We start from the raw sequence: 19,902 nt of genomic DNA, 5'->3' as shown, positions 1-19,902 counted from the left end.
ACTCATGCAATAATGGGGAAATTCCATGCAATGGCGTAGTTATCGCTTCGTAAGTGGTTTTTTGTTTTTGGCAAGTGTCATTGGAATGTCATTTGCGTTGTTTTTAGAGCATGTGCAAGGACTTGATCCTTGCCCGCTTTGCGTATTTCAACGGATTGGTCTGATTGGTTTAGGATTCATTTCCCTCATTGCGTTTTTGCATAACCCAAAAACCAATGTGTTTAAGCGTATTTATAGTTTCTTAGGTTTAGTCGCGATTTCATGGTCAGCCGGTGTTGCTGCACGTCATGTGTGGTTGCAACATTTGCCAAAAGACCAAGTGCCGAGTTGTGGTCCAGGCTTGGATTATTGGGTAGACACATTACCGCTCAAATCTGTGTTTGAAAATGTCCTCAAAGGCTCTGGTGAGTGTGCCATGATTGATTGGACATTTTTAGGGCAGTCTTTACCGACATGGTCTTTGTTGTTCTTTAGTGTATTGGCTTTGATTAGCCTGTGGCAGTTATTCCGTAAATATTAAAATATGAGCAATGGAGCTGGTGAAAACTGGCTCTTTTTATATTTAAATTTAAAAAATAATCAGTATTTTAAAATGAAAAGAATCCTTTTAGTTGCTAGTCTTTTTATACCATTACTGAGTTTTGCTCAGTCGAATAATTTCGGTTTGATTCAAGATAAAGATGGTTATGTGAATGTTCGAGATCAAGCTTCCACCAAATCAAAAGTGGTAGATAAATTAAATAATGGCGAAGTCGTTTCTTTTGTGGGGGATTATGCTGAAAATCAGTTTAGTTATGTTCTCTACCTGAAAGATGGTTCAGGTTATATTCACGATAGTCGCATCAATAAGTTTAAAGATTTTCAAAAGTGGAAGCTTCAAAGCAGTGATATGAAGAGTGCTGGTTATTCACTTGGGCAAAATAAAGTGCATGTGATGACACGTAAGGCACAGTTCAATCCATCAGATTTTAAACAGTCTGTTCCTAAAGGACAGACAGAATTAGTCTATACACATTATAAAAATAAGCCGTTCTATGGTACAGATGGTGTATTGCCGACAGGTCGTCTGCAATTTTCTTCTATGGATATTCTATATCAGGGTAAAAATATTCACATTCCATCACAAGATCTAGAAAACTATTTTATTTCTGAAACGCCATTATCGAAAGGTGGTTTACAAGATTTTGCCAATGCAGAAATCTATAGTAAAGGTCAAGATCTTTATGTTATCAATCCTTTGGCAGGTGGTGGAGCAGCGCAATATGTGCTGATGATTCATATTCAAAATGGCAAAGTGGTAAAAATTCAGGCGTGGAATGAGTCGATTTAATTGAGCATTTAGAAATTAGCCACTAAAAAGCCAACTTTAAGTTTAATGCCAGTCAATTAATGATTTTTAAATCCTCCCCCTTGCGGAATATGTTCCTCACCTTTTCCAAAGGAGGGAGCTTTTCATGACTAAAAATTATTTTAGTCACAGTAAGTTCCCCTCTTTTTCAAAGAGGGGTTAGGGGAGATTTTAAGAATTTATGCAATAATTCTGCTTAACTAATCAGCATTACAACTTCAAGTTGGCTTTTGTTTTAGATATATCTTCAACTAGGTTTCTACAATACCTTGCATACTTTCTAATTTAATCAAATATTTACGAATTTGTTCTTCTGCAAGCTCATCATGATGCGGGTAGAACCATTTGGCAATCTGTTCTGCGACCAATGGATGGTACTGAATATCAAAATGGTTTAAGCCATAAAATACAGCTTTATGTGATTCAGGTAATTTCAATTGAAAACGTGGATTTGGATGTTCACCCAAAGCACTTTTCACACTGACGAGATAGTCGCCAATCACTTTTAAAGTACGGTTCTTACGATTTTCAAACTCTAAAGTTCCTGCGATTAAAAAGGTATTGATGTGTGACGGGAGTGGTGCTGGCTTACGGTTATCGTCCATTAAGCCAATACGTGCATTATTATGTTCCCAGTCATCATCACGGACACTACCAAAACGCAGGTCTAAAATACCGTTACTGCGAATGTTGACCACATGACTGATAATTTTAACAATTGGAAAGTTGCCAATTTTATCTTGGATTGCGAAACCGAAACGTTCCAATACTGCACCATGATGCGGTGAGCCAATACAAACAAGGTTTTCAACCATATGCAACCATTGATGCATATTCTGTTTACCATAAAACAAAGCACTGCGAGAAACCAAACCACCCATGCTATGACCAATCAGGTCAATACTGGTGATACGTGGATTACGTTTGACTAAATCTTCTAAGATATTGGCAAGTGAACGTCCATTGGCTGAAATACGACGTCCTGTGTTGTAGTGCAAATATAACATGGTGTTGTTATCACGCTGAGCCAGTAATTTTTCACCGATTCCGCCATTACCACGATTACTCCAATCTTGATAATTCATGCATAAACCGTGTGAAAAAATCACCACACGCCCCGCTAAATCACCTTGTTGTAATGTGCCATAGCGATCATAGAGTACTGGAGAAAGTGCAAGTGGATTATGGGTTGCCAATAAATAATCACCAAGTACACCATTCAAAGCACTGACCAAAAAGGTCATATATGATGTGAGTGACTTTTCATGCAAATTTGGAAAGCGTTCAATAGTTTTTCGTAAAACAGGAGCAAGTAAGTGGCTACCGTAATTTTGTAGTGCGTTATAGCCGAATTGATAGAATTTATCGACAATTGGACGTGACTGAAAGCGTTTGGCTTTGGTTTTACTTAAACCAAAAATACTCAGTAACATTTCACGTTGAATCGACTGGATAAAGTCCTGAACAACACCGCTCAATGGTGTACTCACCAATTGTGCTAAACCTTCAAGTACGTCCGCCTGACTTGGAGGCGAACGATCCCACTTACAATATGTTTCGTGTAAAGGGGTTAAACTTGGCATTGTTATTTCCTCATCCTAATTGACCCATAACAAAGACTTTATTTTTGTCGAAGATCAATGTATAAATTCCTAAGCAATCATCTTATCTTGTTCATCCTGAACATTTAATTAAAATACAGATGTTTGCAATTTTGTTTTAATTTTTTGTCGGACAAAACACGACCATATACAAATTAAAACATATTGTGATGAATATCACATTAAAAACTAAAACATGAGCGATGAAAAAGCAATTTATTTCCAATGAATATTATCTATTTACATGGTTTTAAAAGTAGCCCTTTATCGATCAAAGGGCAACAATTAGATGAATATTGTCGAAACCATTCATCGAATAATGTTTATTTACCCGATTTAAATCAACATCCTCAAATGGTTTTAGATCAAATCTCTCAATTGATTGAAGAACTATCAGATGTTGGTCTAGTGGGGAGTAGTCTTGGTGGTTTTTATGCGACACAATTGGTCGCCAAATACGGTGTGCCTGCTGTTTTAATTAATCCCGCTATGCGACCATGGGCTTTGTTTCGCGAACTATTTGGAATGGAGCATATTCCGCTCAAAGTGACTGAACAATGGACATTAGACCATGCACAACTTGATCACTTAGAAGCGATTGCTGTGTCATTTGTGCAAGATGCAGACAAAATCATGGTTTTACTGCAACAAGGCGATGAAATTTTGGATTATCGTGAAGCGGAACGCTATTATAGTGCAGCACCACATTCATCATTGATCATGACTGAAATGCATGGTAATCATGCGATGGAAAATTTTGCAGATAAAATCCCGATGATTTTGGAATTTTTATCCTACTCCGTAAAATAAAAGGAAAAACATTAACGTGTCATATACAGCCCAATCTCTTGAGGTTTTATCTGGTTTAGATCCTGTACGTCGTCGTCCAGGCATGTACACCGATACCACACGTCCAAACCATTTGGCGCAAGAAGTTATTGATAATGCTGTGGATGAGGCACTTGCAGGGCATGCCAATAAAATCACGGTCACGGTGTATAAAGATGGCTCCCTATCCGTTGAAGACAATGGTCGTGGGATGCCTGTTGATATTCACCCTGAATATGGACAAAGTGGGATTGAAATTATCCTCACCAAACTACATGCAGGTGGTAAATTCAGCACGGATAACTACCAATTTTCAGGTGGTTTGCATGGTGTGGGTATTTCTGTCGTCAATGCTTTATCTGACCGTGTAGAGGTTGAAGTTCAACGTCAAGGCAACCTCTATAAAATGGCGTTTGAACGTGGTGAGCCTGTTGCACCATTAGAAGTATTAGAAGGCAAAGCACCCAAAAGAGCTTCAGGAACAAGCGTCCATTTTTGGCCAGAAGCCAAGTATTTTGATTCGCCTAAATTTGCTTTAAAAGCGTTAAAGCATAATTTAAAAGCCAAAGCTGTGCTTGCTGCGGGTTTACAAATTATTTATATCGACCAAATTAATGATGAAAAAATAGAATGGCAATTTGAAAATGGTCTGGTCGACTATTTGATGGATGAATTGCAAGACCGTGAAATTGTTCCAGAACCTGCTTTTGTTGCGACAGGTGAGGCTGAGCGTGCCAGTACAGAATTTGCGATTTGCTGGAATGTTGAAGGTGGTGAGCAAATTCAAGAAAGCTATGTTAATTTGATTCCTACCGCGCAAGGCGGTACGCATGTAAACGGCTTGCGCTCAGGTGTGACGGATGCGATGCGTGAGTTTTGTGAATTACGTAACTTATTGCCACGTAACATGAAATTGTCAGCGGAAGATGTTTGGGATGGGGTGAATTACATTCTGTCTTTAAAATTCCAAGAACCTCAGTTTTCAGGGCAGACCAAAGAGCGTCTTTCGAGTCGTGAAGCTTCCAATATTGTGTTGAATATTGCCAAAGATGCATTTGCTTTATGGCTCAATCAAAACTCTGAAGTGGCGATGCAACTTGCAGAAATGGTGATTGCTAAAGCGGGTCGTCGTTTAAAAGCTGCGAAAAAAGTTGAACGTAAGAAAATCGTTGCTGGTCCAACTTTACCCGGTAAATTGTCAGACTGTGTAGGGCATACATTAGAAGAATCTGAATTATTTATCGTGGAAGGTGACTCCGCAGGTGGTTCTGCGAAACAAGCTCGTGATAAAAACTTCCAAGCGATCATGCCGATTCGTGGGAAAATTTTAAATACTTGGGAAGTGTCTTCGGATGAAGTTTTGGCTTCTCAGGAAGTTCATAATATTGCGATTGCGATCGGTGTTGATCCAGGCAGTGATGATTTATCAGAATTGCGTTATGGCAAAATTTGTATCCTTGCCGATGCGGATTCGGATGGTTTGCATATCGCGACCTTGCTCTGTGCTTTATTCGTCAAGCATTTCCCAGCGATGGTGGATGCAGGGCATCTTTATGTCGCAATGCCACCGTTGTTCCGTATTGATGATGCCAAAGATGTTCATTATGCGTTGGATGAGCAAGAGTTAGAAGCTATCTTAAAGAAAGTAAAAACCAAAAATCCTCAAATTACTCGATTTAAAGGTTTGGGTGAGATGAATGCAAGTCAGTTGCGGGAAACGACTTTAGACCCTAACACACGTCGTTTGGTACAGTTGGATTTAGACGATACGCAATTGACTGCGAATTTGTTGGATAAATTATTGGCTAAGAAACGTTCTGGTGACCGTAAAGAGTGGTTAGAGCAGAAGGGTAATTTAGCAGATTTGGGTGTTTGATAAATTTTCAAATGATCAAAACAATCTAAGCATTGTTTTGATCTATCTGAGTAAATTTTAAAAATTGATTAACTACCGATAAATCAAGCTGATATTTATTTGCAACTATTAAAATATATTCTCGGATTTTTGGAAGTTCTTGTTTTAACTGCAATACTGCTTTTTGGAACTCAGAAAAAGAAACATAAATATCCTCAAGTTCTTCTTCCTCTTCTTCAATAAATTGAATTTGATCATTGTCTATTTTACAACATAGCATTGGATGACCAATCCAAAACCCCTTTAATTTATTTTCAGCAAGATTAATCCAGCTATCTACATCATTAAAATCAGAACAACAACGCTGGGTCAGGATCGGATTTATTCCATTTGATATATCGCCCACCCTCTAAGCTATTTTTATTCTTTTGAATTGCATCCTTTAAAATCTTAAGTAAATTTCTTTCAGTCGTTTGTAAGACAGAATAAAGGTTAAAACCTTGTGCAATAGGCTGAAATTTATCTACAAAACCATTTAATTTATAGACTTGGTCAAAATAATTTTCATATTCTTCATCTGTAAAAGGGAATTCAGGAAATTTAATTTTTGGATGTGAATATTCTAATTCGAATACTGGAATCAGCTGTAGCTTCATAGTTACCCTATTGTTTTTATATATTTTAGGATTTACCCAAAATTTAACTGCATCAATACCAAATCTCGCCACATACCAAATTTTTGACCGACTTGAGGCATATAACCAGTTTGCTTAAAACCCAGTTGTTCATGTAAATGAATCGAAGCAGTATTTTCATGATCAATCGCAGCGACCATAACATGAATATCATGTTGTTTCGCATGCTCAATCAGTTTCACCATTAATGCCTTGCCTAAACCTTGACGTGCAAACTGTGGGTCAATATAAACTGCATGCTCAACAGTATGGTTATAACCATTAAAATTACGAAAACTCGAATATTCTGAATAACCTGCAATGCTTTTACTTTCAATAACTTCAGCGACAAAAAGTGGAAAATTACTCTCTTCTAAATCGGTAAACCATTGTTGATATTCTTCTAAACTTTTTGGGATGTTATTCCATGTCGCCAAACCATTTTCAATTTCACGATTATAAATCCGCATGATATGAGGAATGTCAGAACTTTGAGCGGGGCGAATTTGAAAATTCATGGACGAGGTCGATTTAAAGTAATTGAGTTTTTATTGTAGAAATTATCATTTGGCGATGCAATCTATCACACCAATAAAAAAAGCAAGACCGCAGTCTTGCCTTTCAAATCATGTCTTAGCGATCACTTAGAAATGATACTTCACTAAAGCACTGACATTGTTTTCATCTTTACCTTTGATCCCGTATTTGTTATTCCATACAGAATGTTCAATACCAAGATATAAACGTGTATTTGGAGAAATATGTTTACCCGCATTCCATTTATATTGAGTGGTCCAGTTTAATTCGCTTGCATGCGCAGCGCCTGAATCTTTTTCAGCAGTTGACCAATCTAAGAAACCATCAACCAAAAAGTCTTCTGAACCTAATTTTACAGGAACGCCGTAAGTAAGCGTCATTTGATAGTCATCACTTTGCTTTTCGTTGTTCGCACGATAAAAATTGATGCTAGCAAAACTTGTATAAGGAATGGCTAAATCAAAACCAACACCATACAAGAAATTGTCAAAACTATTGTTGAAGTCATCACTACTACTTTCCCACGTTGTCGAAATCAAAACGTCTTTGATTGGGCCAACAGCAAGCTTTTTCCCAGTAACTTCACCAAGGCTTAGGCGAGGAGCTAATTCGAAATATGTGCTTTTGTGATCATCACTACCACGCATACGATCCATAAAGAAGAATACATCTGCGTATTTTACTTTGGCAGCATACTCAACTGTCAGTGTAGTTTGCTTTTCATCAACAACTTCATAATTTTCACCATAAAGTCCTGTTAAACTGAAATCCTGCCAAACAGGAGCAGCTTGAGCCAAAGTTGCAGTTGAAGCGATTGCGCAAAGAGCAGCAATTTGTGTAAATTTCATGAAAAAATCTCTCCCCCAAGAAAGCGCTACAAGGATACAGATTCTTTAGCAAAAATAAAGCCAAAACCAGATAAAATGTAAATAAATATGTAAACATCAAGTCATAAAATGTTTTAAAACGTGAAAATGGATGACGGACGAGAAAAGAAATTTTGAATCGCAAAAAATATTTGGAATTGAATAATGTCGAGTCATTCACATGGAATTGTCGAATAAAAATTTAAATAAATCATTAAATTATAAAAATACGTAACAAGTTGTCATTTTTCATATTGTTTTCATAAAAAAGTTAAAAATCTACTTGCATATTTTTCAATATAGCCTGATATTGAATGTATAAGAACACCAATCTGCAGATCATCAAAAGTGTTCATCTTGGTAATAGAGGAGTTACGGTTCCAGTTTATTGAAGGTGAAAAAGCGACTTATACAATGAGCTTTAAGTGTGCCAAAAATATTATTTTGCACTCAGTTTTAGATTAGAAAGAGGAAGTTTTTTTATGAATATTGAAATCCGTACAGACAAAAATATTAAAAATAGTGATCGCTTAATTACCTACGTGCGAGATGAGCTAAATCAAGAATTTCAACGCCATAGTGAGCGAATTACTCAATTTTCAGTGCATATCAGCGATGAAAATGGAGATAAAGGTGGGGATGATGATATTCAATGCATGATCGAATTAAAAGCAGCAGGTTTAAAGCCAGTCGTTGTTAAGCATAGAGCAAAAAATATTGATCTATCACTACATGGCGCGATTGAGCGAGTGAAACGTAGTCTAGAACACACCCTAGAGAAAACAGAAAACCCACGTGGTGGGAAATTAGAACTCGCAGATGCTGATGAAGCATAAATGATGAAAAGCCCTTCGGGGCTTTTTTTGTGGCTGTAAAATAAATGTTATGTACTTTGTCAGAAACTAACAATAAATGCTGTACGGATTTAAAAATGAGAAGTATTTAAAATTTTATGAGCTATTTAAAAAAAAATAGTCATAATGAATATAAGAATATAATTGTGAGATCAATATGTTATCAGCACAACAACAAGTCTTTGTACAGGCTTTAGAAGATTTAGACCTTGCCCAAATTCAGCGTTTGCTTGCAGATGGATTTGATCCCAACTTTATGGAACCTGAAAAAGGTCCTGCTGTTTCGATCTGGTCAGATGGATTATTTAAATGGTGGGAAAAAATCTGTGATGCTTATGAAGCAGGAAAACCTTTGAGTGCTGAGCAAAAAGCTCAGGATTTACAACCACATTTAGATATTTTAGATGCACTGATTCAAGCCAAAGCAAACTTTTATCTATGGGATGCAGAAGAGTGCTATGGTCCTCTTTGGGATGCAGCAAGTGCAGCATGTGTACCTGCGGTACAAAAATTGTTAGATCATAAAGTTGACCCAAATACCCGTGATGAAGAAGGAAAAACCATCTTGTCTTCAATTAGTGATCTATTTTTTGATTGTGAATTTGATCAAATAGATTGGTCACAGGCTTTACCTGAAGAGAAAGAAACTTTAGAGTTACTACGTAGTCGCGGTGCGAAAATGTCCAACGAATAAACGTAAGTTTGAGTCCTGATATGGCAATATTAAATAAAATCACTTTGGTTCTGGCTTCTAGTCTAAGTATAAACGCAATGGCAGCAGAATTTTCCTTCGATCGTCCTGGAGCAGGTTTTGGGACGGGCATCACTCCTGTAGGTCAATTGGCTTGGGAACAAGGCTTACCAAGTGCAAGCTATACTGAAACCACCGTCGATGGTGCGAAAGAAAAAACAGTTACGCTCAATGGAGACATGTTTTTCCGTACAGGTTTAACTTCTAGTATGGAATTGCAATTGGGTTGGGCAGGTCCAGCTTGGACACAGACCAAATACAAGGGTGAGAAACATGATGACTCAGGTCTTGGTGATGTGTCTATCGGGATCAAAAAAGCCATTGATTTAAAAGATGATAAATTATCTATGGCAGTCCTTGCACAAGCTGTTATTGCGACAGGCAATGAAGGCTTCACTGAGGAAGATGATATTTATAGTATTGGGACTTCACTTGATTATAAATACAATGATTTAGTGAATACTGGCATTACCATGAACTATGCGGTACAAGATGGTCACTGGTCAGTCACGGCCATACCGACTGTAGGTTATAAAATCGCAGGTAATCTTTCTGGTTTTTCTGAATTTATTTATTCCAAAACAGAAAGCCAAGATTATGAATACGGTTTAGGTTCAGGTTTGATTTATGCACTGAATGATCGCACACAGATCGATGGAAGCATTGGTGTGGATTTAAGCGGTCAGGATCGTAGTTATACTGCTGGTTTAGGCATTTCATTCCTATTCTAAGTTGTATTGAAGAACTAAAAAGAGTAGTTGATCTACTCTTTTTTTGTCTATAAATTGAAGAAAATACACATCAAAGATCAATGATAAGAAAAAATTAGGAGGATGGTCGCATGTTAGAATTATTTATTGGTAATAAAAATTATTCCACATGGTCAATGCGTCCATGGTTGGTATTGCAGCACTTTGCTATACCATTCAAAGAACATCTGATTCCTTTTGATCACTTTGAATTAGACAGTCAATTCAAACACAGTATCCTCAAAATTAACCCGACAGGAAAAGTCCCTGCGTTAGTCGATGATGGATTTTTAATCTGGGATACTTTGGCGATTTGTGAATATTTGGCTGAAAAGTTTCCTGAAAAATATCTATGGCCAAATGACTTTCGACAAAGAGCAAGCGCTCGTTCTATGTGCGCAGAGATGCATAGCAGTTTTATGGCTTTACGCAGTTTATGTGGAATGAATATCGATGCAGATTTAACAAACATTGGCGCAAAACTTTGGCAAGATAATCTAAAACTACAGCAAGATGTGCAACGTATTGAGCAATTATGGTCAGAACGACCAAGCACAGACAGTTTTTTGTGTGGCGATCAATTTAGTATTGTCGATGCATTCTATGCGCCAGTTGTGATGCGATTCGTAGGCTATGGCATCCCAATATCATCATTCAGTCAGCAATATGTACAGAAAATCTTGGCAGTTCCAGCAGTGCAGCAATGGATTCAGGAAGCAAAAGCTGAATTTAGATTTGTAGAATGTGAAGAGCCTTATCGAACTGAATAAATGCAGTGTGATGGTGATTATTTCCAGTTAAATTGATTTAACCGTGGTTTGTTTCACCATGAAAATGAACTTGGTTTCGTCCATAGGCTTTGGCACGATAAAGTGCTTGATCAGCATGATGAATGATTTTATTGATTTGCGTTTCATCCTCTGAGGTTGCGACTCCAAAACTTGCTGTTAGATTGATTTTTTTCTGAGTGAGTGTCTCTAATGTCTGATTTTGGATGGCAAGGCGACAACGCTCTGCAACTTCACGTGCGATTGTAAGTGATGTTTCAGGCATGGCAATGATAAATTCTTCGCCGCCATAGCGGGCTACAATGTCTGAACTTCGTACGAGGGTCGACAGAAGTTGGGCAACAGCTTTAAGCGCTTCATCGCCAATATGATGACCAAAATCATCGTTGATCATTTTAAAATGATCAATATCAATGAGAATAATTGCATATTGTGTGCGAGTATTCTGAATTAGGCTTAATTTTTCATTGAAAGATCGACGATTATATAGATTGGTTAAGGGGTCAGTTTGGCTCAAAATTTGAATTAATGATTCACGATGGCGCCATTGAGAGAGCAATACTTCACATAAAACTAGACATGCAATCAGGATAGGGATAATAAAGTACGCCATACTTAAAACCCAGAATAGATTTTTCTGGGGATCATGTTCTAATAATGTTTGACTAAATATGGGAGCGTAGGGCACTAAATTTTTGTAAGTGCAATACATGAGTATGATTGCAATGCTAAAAGCATTAAATAAATGGATATAAATAAATTTTCGGTTAAATAAAATAATTCCGATACCTGAAATAGATACAAAGGCAAAGATGGTTGCAGGGCTATATATGCCGACCAAAAAACCATCACTAATAAACATGAGCGTAAAAATGCTAATCACTAAGTGGGGGAAAAAAAGATGTGCCCAATGTTTTTTTTGGAATTTATAACAAATACAAACTAAACCAATGAAAAAAAAGGCTGAAATGCTATTGATGTAAATTTGAGTATGAATAAGGGGTAGATTAACCCATGGCCAAATACTTGGTGTGTTGATGATCCATAATTTCCAAAAAATCCACAATAATTGGATTCCAAAAGCCAAGACTAATACTAGAATACTTTTATGAATATTACTCCAATTCATAATAATATCTGAATTAAATTGGTTTTTTAATGACTTTATATAGTGACTAATCATCTATGAAAGATGCCTTCATTTTTACCCCACGTTTAACTATTAAAAATTAAATCTATGAAAATATTAAAAATATTTAACTTTCAGGGCTAATGATTGCACTTTTTATAAAGTTAAATATTTATGAATTTAGCCCAGTACTGGTATAAAACTGTTCGTGGTTAATTTTTGTGTTATGCAATGCAAGATCTGCTTGTGCTAATACAGTATTGCTTAAGCTGTTATATTGAGAAATTGAAACTCCATGACTTGCCTGAATCGGAATTATTTTACCGATGATTTTTAATGGGCTTTGATTGATTAAGTTAGTCAGACGTTCAGCAATATGATTGGCTTGTTCTAGATTGACATCACTGAGAATTAAAATGAATTCTGATTCGCTGTAGCGGCCAACAAGATCTGTATCGCGAAGATTTTTTAATAGAGCTTGGGCAATGGATGCTAAAACTTTACGGGCTATCTGGGAGCTGAAATTTTCTTTTATTTTGTTTAAATTATCGATGCTTAATAAAATAATTCCAAAGTTTGATTCAACTTGAGGGTGTAATTCTTTCAAATATGAGTTAATTGCAAATTGGTTATAAATACCCGTATCTGGATCGATTTCAATGTTATTGCTGATCTGATTTTTCTGCATGATTTTGGCAATAAAAGTACGCTTCAATATTTGATTGAAGAGAGAATGTATTTTACGTCGTCTTTCAGAATAAATTTTATTACGCATTTCTTTGCCCATCCGCATTTGATTTTTTTATTGTTTCATTCGACGAATGTAGCAGTTTATTTGATTGAATTCAAATAAAAAAATAAAATTAAAGATGACGGGAGTCTATTTATATTTATAATAATGTGATTTATTTTGCAGTTAAACTTAATAATGAAACTAAATTTAATAGTATTATTTGAGTAGTTTTAATGATTGAAACGTATTTATAGATTCAAAATGAATTTATGAGTATTAAAAGAGAATTCATTGACTTTTTATTTATAGAATGAACAACAATGCTTGTCTTTTAAATTGTTGCTCATTGTTTTGGGCTATTTTCCACTCAATTATTATATTTTGCGACGATTAATCTTTAGCTGCGATCAATACGATGTGCAAACTCAGCAATATCTGCTAATGACCTTTTCGCTTCATCAAACCAAGGGCTAAACATTTGGAAGTTATGCCACATACCTGTATAAAGCTTATAAGTGACTTTAACCCCTGCCTCTGTTGCTTTTTGTTCAAAGCGTTGTGCATCTGACAGTAAAATTTCCTTTGATCCAATTTGTACCAGTGTTGGTGGAAGCCCTTCCAAATCTCCAAAAATAGGTGATAGCGGTGGAAGTGATGGATCTAAATGTTTAGGTACATAAAAGTCAATTCCTGCTTCGAGTGCTTCAATAGAGAGCAAGGCATCCAAATTTTGGTTATAACGCAAAGATTCTCCAGTCAGGGTTAAATCCAAGAATGGGCACATGAGGATTAATGCACTAGGAAGCTGTTTAGGGTCTTCTTCTTTCAGGCGCAGCGCTAAAGCCAATGCTAAGTTCGCACCACACGAGTCCCCTGAAATAATAATATCTTTAGGTAATATGCCTTGATCTAAAAGTTGTTGATAAACATCATAAATTGCATCGCCAGCTTCTGGAAACTTATTCTCTGGTGCTAAAGGGTAGTCTAAATGAAACACTTGCATTTGGGTTCGTGCAGCAACTTCAGATAAAAAAGCACGATGAGTTTTTAATGAACCAACAAAAAAAGCACCACCATGAATATGGAAAATTAACTGGGTCGAATGTGCTTGAGGTTTGATTTCTTCTGCGCGGATACCTGCTACGCGCAATGAACGAATTTGTACATCTTTTCGTTGTGGAATAAAACGAGAGAGTTGTTCGATACCAAAACGTGCGGTTGCTGGGGGGAGGTTAAAACGACTCGGAAATTTGAAGCTTGATTTAAGAATTGATTCTGTAAAATATTGTTTCAACGCAGGATTGATCTTCATGTTTGTTCCATATTATTCATCTTTAGACATTATTTTTGTGGGTTTACCAACAATTGTTACAAGGCTACACTATATAGTCACAGAGAAAAATTGCTAATTCGATGTGAGTTTTCGATACTATATAGTGTCAATTAGACTAGGGAAAACAAAACAATGAAAAAAATTGTACTTGCATTAGGTTTATTATCAACAGCCATCTTTGCACATGCCGCAGATCCACTGAACGGGACAACGTGGACGACGATTGATGATGCGACGAAGAAACCTAAAGCTGTCGTAAAATTCACTGAACAAAAAAATGGAACTTTGAGTGCAACGATTCAAAGCATTTTGACACCTGGTGAAGAAAATGCCTGTACTAAATGTGATGGGGCATACCATAACAAATCGTTAAAGGGCGTAACGATTGTACATGGGTTAAAAAATGTAGGTGGCAAAAACTATGACAATGGTTCTATTTTAGATCCTAAAAATGGTAAGACCTATAAGCTAAAAGCTGAGTTAGCTGGTAATCAGTTGAAATTACGTGGTTACGTTGGTATTTCAGCACTTGGTCGTAACCAAGTTTGGGTTCGTGCGAACTAAGAGCATCAACTACAAAAAAACCGATCAATTGATCGGTTTTTTATTGTTTGAAGAGAATGCTTATTTCAATGCTCGAATTTCATCTTCATTAAAACCGACAATATATTTTCCATCTAAATTAATGACAGGGCGTTTGATTAAACTGGTATGCGTAGTCAATGCTTTGATCAATTCAGCTTCACTCGATAAAGCAAGTTGCTGTTCTTGCTCAGTCAATTTTTTCCAAGTCGTCCCTTTTTTATTTAAAACAATATCTTGTCCAATGTTGTCGAGCCATACTTTTACAGTATCAGCATCAATCCCTTGTTTTTTATAGTCATGAAATTCATAGTTCAGCCCAAGGTCGGTGAGTAAATCAAAAGCCTTTTTCATTGAATTACAGTTTTTGATTCCGTAAACTTTTAGCATGTGTTGTCCTAATAAGTAACCTAAAAATTGTCTGATTTGCCCATAAAGATTAGCAAAATTGTCAATGTAAACCGTATCAGAAACGGTAGAATAATTTTAAATATGTGACGTATGTCATAAAAATTTAACATTTGAGCGCTAAATTTAAATCAGCAATATGAATGATGGGCTGGGTTGAAATTTAGAATCTGCTTATTGTAATGGAAGATAAAAAGGTTTGCGAATATGAAAAATAAGGCGATCAATTTTTATTTTAATTCTAAAAGTTTAGATTCTAAAATGGTGCCCTAGAATAAGAGAAAACCCGCATCTAATCATCCTGATTATGCGGGTCTCAATACAACGTCCATTGTCACATCCCTGAAAAATAAATATAAAATATTTATTTCCTTTTCATCCTACGGCGTCCAATCCTTTTGCTGTCATCCTGACATGTCCCTGTGCCGTGGAAATATAATGCGCCTTTTCGGGTGAGGAAAACATACGATAACGCGACAAAATTTGTAGGTTTTTAACTTGTATTCAGCGAACAATTGTTCACTGAGTGTATTGTTTTTAAAACTGAAAAATCCGCTAAGAATTTGATTAAATTTGATAATCAATAATGACAGGGGCGTGGTCGCTGTACCATTCATCTTTATAGACCCATGCATTGACTGTGCGTTGTTTCCAATCAGGTGAACAAGCTTGGTAATCAATACGCCAACCGACGTTTTTAGCACGTGCTTGTCCACGATTTGACCACCAAGAATATACTTCGGCTTCTTTACGCACTTCGCGGAAAGTATCGACATAACCTAAGTCATCATAAATGTGATCAAGCCATGCGCGTTCATGCGGTAAACAGCCAGAAGATTTTTGGTTACCTGACCAGTTTTTAATATCAATGCGTTTATGGACGATGTTGTAGTCGCCACAAACAATGATGGATTTATCTTCATCACGCCATTGTTTGAGGATTTTTGTATATTCATCTAAAAAGTGATCTTTGCGTGCTTGAGCCTCATCACCTGAAGATCCTGAAGGTAAGTAGAGCGAACAAATATGTGCAGATTTTTCTAGACCTAAGTCAAATTCAGCAGTGATAAAGCGCCCTTGACTGTCGGCGAGTTCAAAACCTAGACCATTTTGTACAGATTTAAATGGTAATCGACTGTAGATTGCAGTGCCTGCATAGCCCGCTTTTTCTGCGGGGAATAGATGGGCAAACCAGCCTTCGGGTTTAAATTTATCCGTCCATTGTTCATGGGTAATACGACTTTCTTGCATACAGATGACATCGGCATCTGATTTTTCCATCCATTCAAGTAGACCTTTTGTGACGGAAGAACGTAAGCCATTTACGTTAATTGAAACAACTCTTAAAATTTTTTGATCACTTGGATAGCTACTCTTTGGTATCATGCGCAGTCATAACCTCAATGTATGAATTTTGGAGCACCTCATGTCAACGCCAGCTCAGTTTAACCCTCAAGCTTTTATCGAACTTGCATTATCACGCGGTGTGCTTAAATTTGGTGAGTTTACTTTAAAATCAGGTCGTGTGAGCCCTTATTTTTTTAATGCAGGTTTACTCAACGATGGTGAAGCATTATCACTTTTAGCTCAAGGCTATGCTGATAAATTAACACAATGTAACAATGTGGAAGTGATTTTTGGTCCTGCGTATAAAGGGATTCCTTTTGTTGCTGCTACAGCTGTGGCTTTGTCTCAAGTACACAGTGTAAGTGTGCCGTGGGGATTTAACCGTAAAGAAGCCAAAGATCATGGTGAAGGTGGTGTGTTGGTCGGTGCTTCTGTTGAGGGTAAAAAAGTTTGGATTATTGATGATGTAATTACTGCGGGCACAGCGATTCGTGAAGTGGTGACTATTCTGAAAAATGCAGGTGCAACGATTGCAGGTGTATTGGTTGCCCTAGATCGTCAAGAAAAAGGTCAAGGTCAATTGTCTGCAATTCAAGAAGTGCAAAAGGAATTAGAGATTCCTGTACGTGCGTTGATTACCATGAAAGATTTGATGGATTATTTGGATGCTAAAGGTGAAAAAGACGCTTTAGCAAAAATGGAAGCTTATCGCGTTAAATATGGTGTATAAGTTAAAAAAATCGATAAGATAAGTAAGGAGCGGAAGCTCCTTATTTTTATAATCTATGTATAGGGTCGGATAGCTTCTTCAATGTTGATTTTACTAATCATTGTCGTTGTACTGGTACTTGGTATTATCTTTGCAAAAAAAGTAGACCAGCGACGTTGGCAGCGTTACCAGTTTGAACGGGATATGTTTTTTAGACAGAACCCATTTCAGTGGAAAGATTTAGAGCAGTTTGATCTGGTTCTAAATATCAATGCCAATGCTCAAAAGAAGTTGATCAATGAGTTGATGCTTCGACCGTCAGAAATGAGCTATATTCGCAAATCACGGATTCAGCGTGAGCCAGAGTGTGCCCATCAAAAATACGCAATCAAGGTAATGATCAATGATTTAAGCATTGCTCATCTTGAAAAGAAATATGCAGAATTATTTGGTGAAACTTTACAACAGACGGATTTTGAAACGGGTCGTCCGATTGAGTTAAATGCAGAAATTATTGTGTTTGAAAAGGATGATGTGGAGTTTGGTTGTCGTGTGAAATTAAATTTACCGCGTGATCCACGGTCGGCAGATAAGTATTTGGTGGAGAGTGTAAAGCCTGAGCATCAGAATTAAGGATAGATAAATAATAAATGAATAAGTAATAATAAAATTGATAATAAATAATGATTAGGTGTATTTTTTGAAAATATAAGAATGATCAATAAGGAGCAAGAGCTCCTTATTTTGATGGTTTTTTATTTTAATTGATCAATAAAATTTGTAAACCATTCTGTAAAATTATTGGCTTCTTTAGTGGTTTCACAATCTTCATGCCAATATTGAAATATTTGCCCAAATTCTCCATCTTCAGCAGGGTCAAGGTCTAAACACCAATTGTCACCATTGCCATAACTAATAAATGGAATCCATTTTAAATTCCACATAGAACTTTTAATTCCATTATTTGAAGCATCTTCATCTATACCAAGTTCATCAAATATACCACTATCAAGTACACTTTTTAGAGTAGACCATTCTTGTAGAATGCGTGAAATGGATAAAAACTCTGAGCCATCAAATAATCCGTCCGCTTTACCATGTTGTCCGTTGTGTATTTTTAAGCAAGCGATAAAATCATCAGGAAGTTTAGCTCCAATTTGGTTTTCTAAATCTGCAATTTCGCTATCTGTAGCAGGTGGAGCAAGGTCTGCTAATAGAGATGGATGAGAATCTTTTAAAATAGTCTCTAAGCGTTGCCATAATTGTTGCATTTTTTATCCTTTGTTAAAAAGTATTATTAAAATTGAGCAACAGGATAGTTAACGTTTTCTTTATAATTTTCTGTTTTGGAATTGTTTCGTTTATTTGTGGTTATTGTATCCATGAAAATCATATTTACTCTTGATAGAAAATCTATCAATAACAATGTACTGTGACTTCAAGTTAATGATGTGTTGTTTAAATGCTAGGCTAATTTATGTTTCCTCACATTTTTTACAATTTAACGCTACCCCTAATTTCTCCTGACGACCTTGCTCAGTCATGACCCATGGGCGGTTTTGCCAAGGTGGTGTATGACGCACATGCTGCCCATGACCACACTCAAGATCAGCCACCCAATGCTGTTCTTCATCCAAATGAAAACCAATAATCTTTTGCAACATATCCTAAAAGTCTATTCACAATAATTGCATAGAGTTTAGCGAAATTTAGAAAAAGAACATATCTTTCTCCGCTATACTGCATGCAATCCAAAATTTGATAAGAGTGAAACTATGCGCGTACTTGTTGTGATGGATCCCATCGAAAATGTAAACCTGAAAAAAGATTCAACTATGGCAATGCTATGGGCTGCATCACGTCGTGGACACGAACTTGGCTATGCATTACAGCAAGATTTATATATCGATCAAGGCAAGGCATTTGGTCTGATTTCACCATTAAAAGTATTTGAAGATTACAACCACTATTACGAACTCGGTGAAAAGAAAAAAGAATCACTTGCAGATTATGATGTGGTGTTGATGCGTAAAGATCCACCATTTGACATGAACTTTGTTTATACGACGTATATTTTAGAGCAAGCAGAACGTGAAGGCGCGTGGATTATTAACAAACCACAAAGCTTACGTGATTGTAACGAAAAGCTATTTGCAACACAGTTCCCAGAATTACAAGTGCCGACTTTAGTGACCTCACAGCAGAGCCTGATTCGTGAGTTCTTGAAAGAACATGGTGATGTGATTGTGAAACCGCTTGATGGTATGGGCGGTATGGGGATTTTCCGTTTATATCAAGATGGTGTAAATATTGGTTCAACCATTGAAATTCTCACTGAAAATGGCACACAACCGATCATGGCACAACGTTACATCCCTGAAATTGTTGATGGGGATAAACGTATTCTTATGATCAATGGTGAGCCTGTACCTTATTGCTTGGCACGTATTCCACAAAATGGTGAAGTGCGTGGAAACTTGGCAGCAGGTGGTTTAGGTGAAGCGCGCCCATTGACTGAAAATGATAAAGCGATTGCAGCAAAAGTCGGTCCATTCTTAAAAGAAAAAGGTTTAGTTTTTGTTGGATTGGATGTGATTGGAAATTATGTCACTGAAATTAATGTGACCAGTCCAACCTGTATTCGTGAAATTGATACTCAATTTGGAACGTCAATTGCTGATGATTTATTTGCGGTATTGGAAGCAGGTCAGCAAGTATAACTTTAAGCTGAGTTTGAATGATTAACTTATTTTAAATTTTAACTAAAATAGAGTCTAAAACGGCTCTATTTTTTTGCGCTGAAAATAAAG

24 protein-coding genes are annotated in these 19,902 nt (G+C 36.6%); 12 read left to right on the top strand and 12 right to left on the bottom strand.

Translation table 11 applies throughout. The features are described 5' to 3' along the window. Positions 1 to 25: 25 nt before the first annotated feature. Both EXE10_RS06935 and EXE10_RS06930 read left to right on the top strand, forming a co-directional pair. Positions 26 to 520 (top strand): disulfide bond formation protein B, encoded by a 495-nt coding sequence (locus EXE10_RS06935; protein ID WP_130112850.1) that lies wholly within the window; start codon positions 26 to 28, stop codon positions 518 to 520. Positions 521 to 592: 72 nt separating this feature from the next. Continuing rightward, a complete protein-coding gene (locus tag EXE10_RS06930; protein ID WP_165383000.1) occupies positions 593 to 1,330 on the top strand; it encodes an SH3 domain-containing protein in 738 nt (245 codons plus the stop codon). A 269-nt stretch (positions 1,331 to 1,599) separates the two neighbouring features. On the opposite strand, the gene EXE10_RS06925 is transcribed toward EXE10_RS06930, so the two are convergent. Beyond that, on the bottom strand, positions 1,600 to 2,931 hold the full coding sequence (locus EXE10_RS06925; protein ID WP_130112848.1) for an alpha/beta hydrolase: 1,332 nt from the start codon (positions 2,929 to 2,931) through the stop codon (positions 1,600 to 1,602). 243 nt (positions 2,932 to 3,174) lie between these two features. Between EXE10_RS06925 and EXE10_RS06920 the strand changes: the two genes are divergently transcribed. Both EXE10_RS06920 and parE read left to right on the top strand, forming a co-directional pair. Next, on the top strand, positions 3,175 to 3,759 hold the full coding sequence (locus EXE10_RS06920) for a YqiA/YcfP family alpha/beta fold hydrolase (protein WP_130112847.1): 585 nt from the start codon (positions 3,175 to 3,177) through the stop codon (positions 3,757 to 3,759). Between the two features lie 16 nt (positions 3,760 to 3,775). Further along, entirely contained in the window at positions 3,776 to 5,653 is a 1,878-nt protein-coding gene (parE, locus tag EXE10_RS06915) for a DNA topoisomerase IV subunit B (RefSeq protein ID WP_130112846.1), read from the top strand. 25 nt (positions 5,654 to 5,678) lie between these two features. Here parE and EXE10_RS06910 read toward each other — a convergent pair whose 3' ends face one another. The 4 genes from EXE10_RS06910 to EXE10_RS06895 form a co-directional block, all read right to left on the bottom strand. Continuing rightward, entirely contained in the window at positions 5,679 to 6,038 is a 360-nt protein-coding gene (locus EXE10_RS06910) for a hypothetical protein (RefSeq protein WP_130112845.1), read from the bottom strand. Further along, positions 5,983 to 6,288 carry a hypothetical protein gene (locus tag EXE10_RS06905; protein ID WP_130112844.1) on the bottom strand — a complete coding sequence of 102 codons (306 nt, stop codon included), beginning with the start codon at positions 6,286 to 6,288 and terminating at the stop codon, positions 5,983 to 5,985. The genes EXE10_RS06910 and EXE10_RS06905 overlap by 56 nt, the downstream gene beginning before the upstream one ends. Positions 6,289 to 6,320: 32 nt before the next feature. Further along, a complete protein-coding gene (locus tag EXE10_RS06900) occupies positions 6,321 to 6,824 on the bottom strand; it encodes a GNAT family N-acetyltransferase (RefSeq protein WP_130112843.1) in 504 nt (167 codons plus the stop codon). 126 nt (positions 6,825 to 6,950) lie between these two features. Further along, entirely contained in the window at positions 6,951 to 7,691 is a 741-nt protein-coding gene (locus EXE10_RS06895; protein ID WP_068973026.1) for an outer membrane protein OmpK, read from the bottom strand. A gap of 500 nt (positions 7,692 to 8,191) precedes the next feature. Here EXE10_RS06895 and EXE10_RS06890 point away from each other — a divergent pair, with 500 nt between their 5' ends. The 4 genes from EXE10_RS06890 (at position 8,192) to EXE10_RS06875 (ending at position 10,833) form a co-directional block, all read left to right on the top strand. Then, positions 8,192 to 8,545: an HPF/RaiA family ribosome-associated protein gene (locus EXE10_RS06890; protein WP_068973025.1), complete on the top strand. Its 354-nt coding sequence runs from the start codon at positions 8,192 to 8,194 to the stop codon at positions 8,543 to 8,545. Between the two features lie 175 nt (positions 8,546 to 8,720). Further along, positions 8,721 to 9,257, top strand: coding sequence for an ankyrin repeat domain-containing protein (locus tag EXE10_RS06885; RefSeq protein WP_130112842.1), 537 nt, complete (start codon positions 8,721 to 8,723; stop codon positions 9,255 to 9,257). 20 nt (positions 9,258 to 9,277) lie between these two features. Further along, positions 9,278 to 10,045 carry a transporter gene (locus EXE10_RS06880; protein ID WP_130112841.1) on the top strand — a complete coding sequence of 256 codons (768 nt, stop codon included), beginning with the start codon at positions 9,278 to 9,280 and terminating at the stop codon, positions 10,043 to 10,045. Positions 10,046 to 10,155: 110 nt separating this feature from the next. Then, positions 10,156 to 10,833, top strand: coding sequence for a glutathione S-transferase family protein (locus tag EXE10_RS06875; RefSeq protein WP_130112840.1), 678 nt, complete (start codon positions 10,156 to 10,158; stop codon positions 10,831 to 10,833). 37 nt (positions 10,834 to 10,870) lie between these two features. On the opposite strand, the gene EXE10_RS06870 is transcribed toward EXE10_RS06875, so the two are convergent. From EXE10_RS06870 to EXE10_RS06860, 3 genes are all read right to left on the bottom strand, one after another. Continuing rightward, positions 10,871 to 11,713: a GGDEF domain-containing protein gene (locus tag EXE10_RS06870; protein ID WP_228256794.1), complete on the bottom strand. Its 843-nt coding sequence runs from the start codon at positions 11,711 to 11,713 to the stop codon at positions 10,871 to 10,873. 439 nt (positions 11,714 to 12,152) lie between these two features. Continuing rightward, entirely contained in the window at positions 12,153 to 12,755 is a 603-nt protein-coding gene (locus tag EXE10_RS06865) for a GGDEF domain-containing protein (protein ID WP_087552655.1), read from the bottom strand. Positions 12,756 to 13,110: 355 nt separating this feature from the next. After that, the gene (locus EXE10_RS06860) at positions 13,111 to 14,025 is read right to left on the bottom strand and encodes an alpha/beta hydrolase (protein ID WP_130112838.1); all 915 of its coding nucleotides are present in this window, start codon (positions 14,023 to 14,025) and stop codon (positions 13,111 to 13,113) included. 153 nt (positions 14,026 to 14,178) lie between these two features. On the opposite strand from EXE10_RS06860, the gene EXE10_RS06855 reads away from it, so the two are divergent. After that, positions 14,179 to 14,610, top strand: a complete 432-nt coding sequence (locus EXE10_RS06855; protein WP_068973019.1) for a DUF2147 domain-containing protein — start codon at positions 14,179 to 14,181, stop codon at positions 14,608 to 14,610. A gap of 60 nt (positions 14,611 to 14,670) precedes the next feature. Here the strand turns inward: EXE10_RS06855 and EXE10_RS06850 are convergent, their stop codons facing one another. Both EXE10_RS06850 and EXE10_RS06845 read right to left on the bottom strand, forming a co-directional pair. Next, complete coding sequence (locus EXE10_RS06850; RefSeq protein WP_087552609.1) at positions 14,671 to 15,018, bottom strand: Spx/MgsR family RNA polymerase-binding regulatory protein; 348 nt, start codon at positions 15,016 to 15,018, stop codon at positions 14,671 to 14,673. A gap of 585 nt (positions 15,019 to 15,603) precedes the next feature. Further along, complete coding sequence (locus tag EXE10_RS06845; protein WP_130112837.1) at positions 15,604 to 16,422, bottom strand: exodeoxyribonuclease III; 819 nt, start codon at positions 16,420 to 16,422, stop codon at positions 15,604 to 15,606. 40 nt (positions 16,423 to 16,462) lie between these two features. On the opposite strand from EXE10_RS06845, the gene pyrE reads away from it, so the two are divergent. Both pyrE and EXE10_RS06835 read left to right on the top strand, forming a co-directional pair. Next, a complete protein-coding gene (pyrE, locus tag EXE10_RS06840; protein WP_130112836.1) occupies positions 16,463 to 17,113 on the top strand; it encodes an orotate phosphoribosyltransferase in 651 nt (216 codons plus the stop codon). 81 nt (positions 17,114 to 17,194) lie between these two features. Further along, positions 17,195 to 17,725 carry a hypothetical protein gene (locus EXE10_RS06835; RefSeq protein ID WP_130112835.1) on the top strand — a complete coding sequence of 177 codons (531 nt, stop codon included), beginning with the start codon at positions 17,195 to 17,197 and terminating at the stop codon, positions 17,723 to 17,725. A gap of 122 nt (positions 17,726 to 17,847) precedes the next feature. Here EXE10_RS06835 and EXE10_RS06830 read toward each other — a convergent pair whose 3' ends face one another. Then, on the bottom strand, positions 17,848 to 18,363 hold the full coding sequence (locus EXE10_RS06830; protein ID WP_130112834.1) for an SMI1/KNR4 family protein: 516 nt from the start codon (positions 18,361 to 18,363) through the stop codon (positions 17,848 to 17,850). A gap of 204 nt (positions 18,364 to 18,567) precedes the next feature. Beyond that, positions 18,568 to 18,756: a DUF3565 domain-containing protein gene (locus EXE10_RS06825; RefSeq protein WP_130112833.1), complete on the bottom strand. Its 189-nt coding sequence runs from the start codon at positions 18,754 to 18,756 to the stop codon at positions 18,568 to 18,570. Between the two features lie 111 nt (positions 18,757 to 18,867). On the opposite strand from EXE10_RS06825, the gene gshB reads away from it, so the two are divergent. Then, on the top strand, positions 18,868 to 19,812 hold the full coding sequence (gene gshB, locus EXE10_RS06820) for a glutathione synthase (RefSeq protein WP_087552604.1): 945 nt from the start codon (positions 18,868 to 18,870) through the stop codon (positions 19,810 to 19,812). Positions 19,813 to 19,902: the final 90 nt, after the last annotated feature.

Source organism: Acinetobacter sp. WCHAc060033, from assembly GCF_004209125.1.
In the GTDB taxonomy this organism is placed as follows: Bacteria; Pseudomonadota; Gammaproteobacteria; order Pseudomonadales; family Moraxellaceae; genus Acinetobacter; species Acinetobacter wuhouensis.
This window is presented reverse-complemented; position numbering and strand designations above follow the sequence as displayed.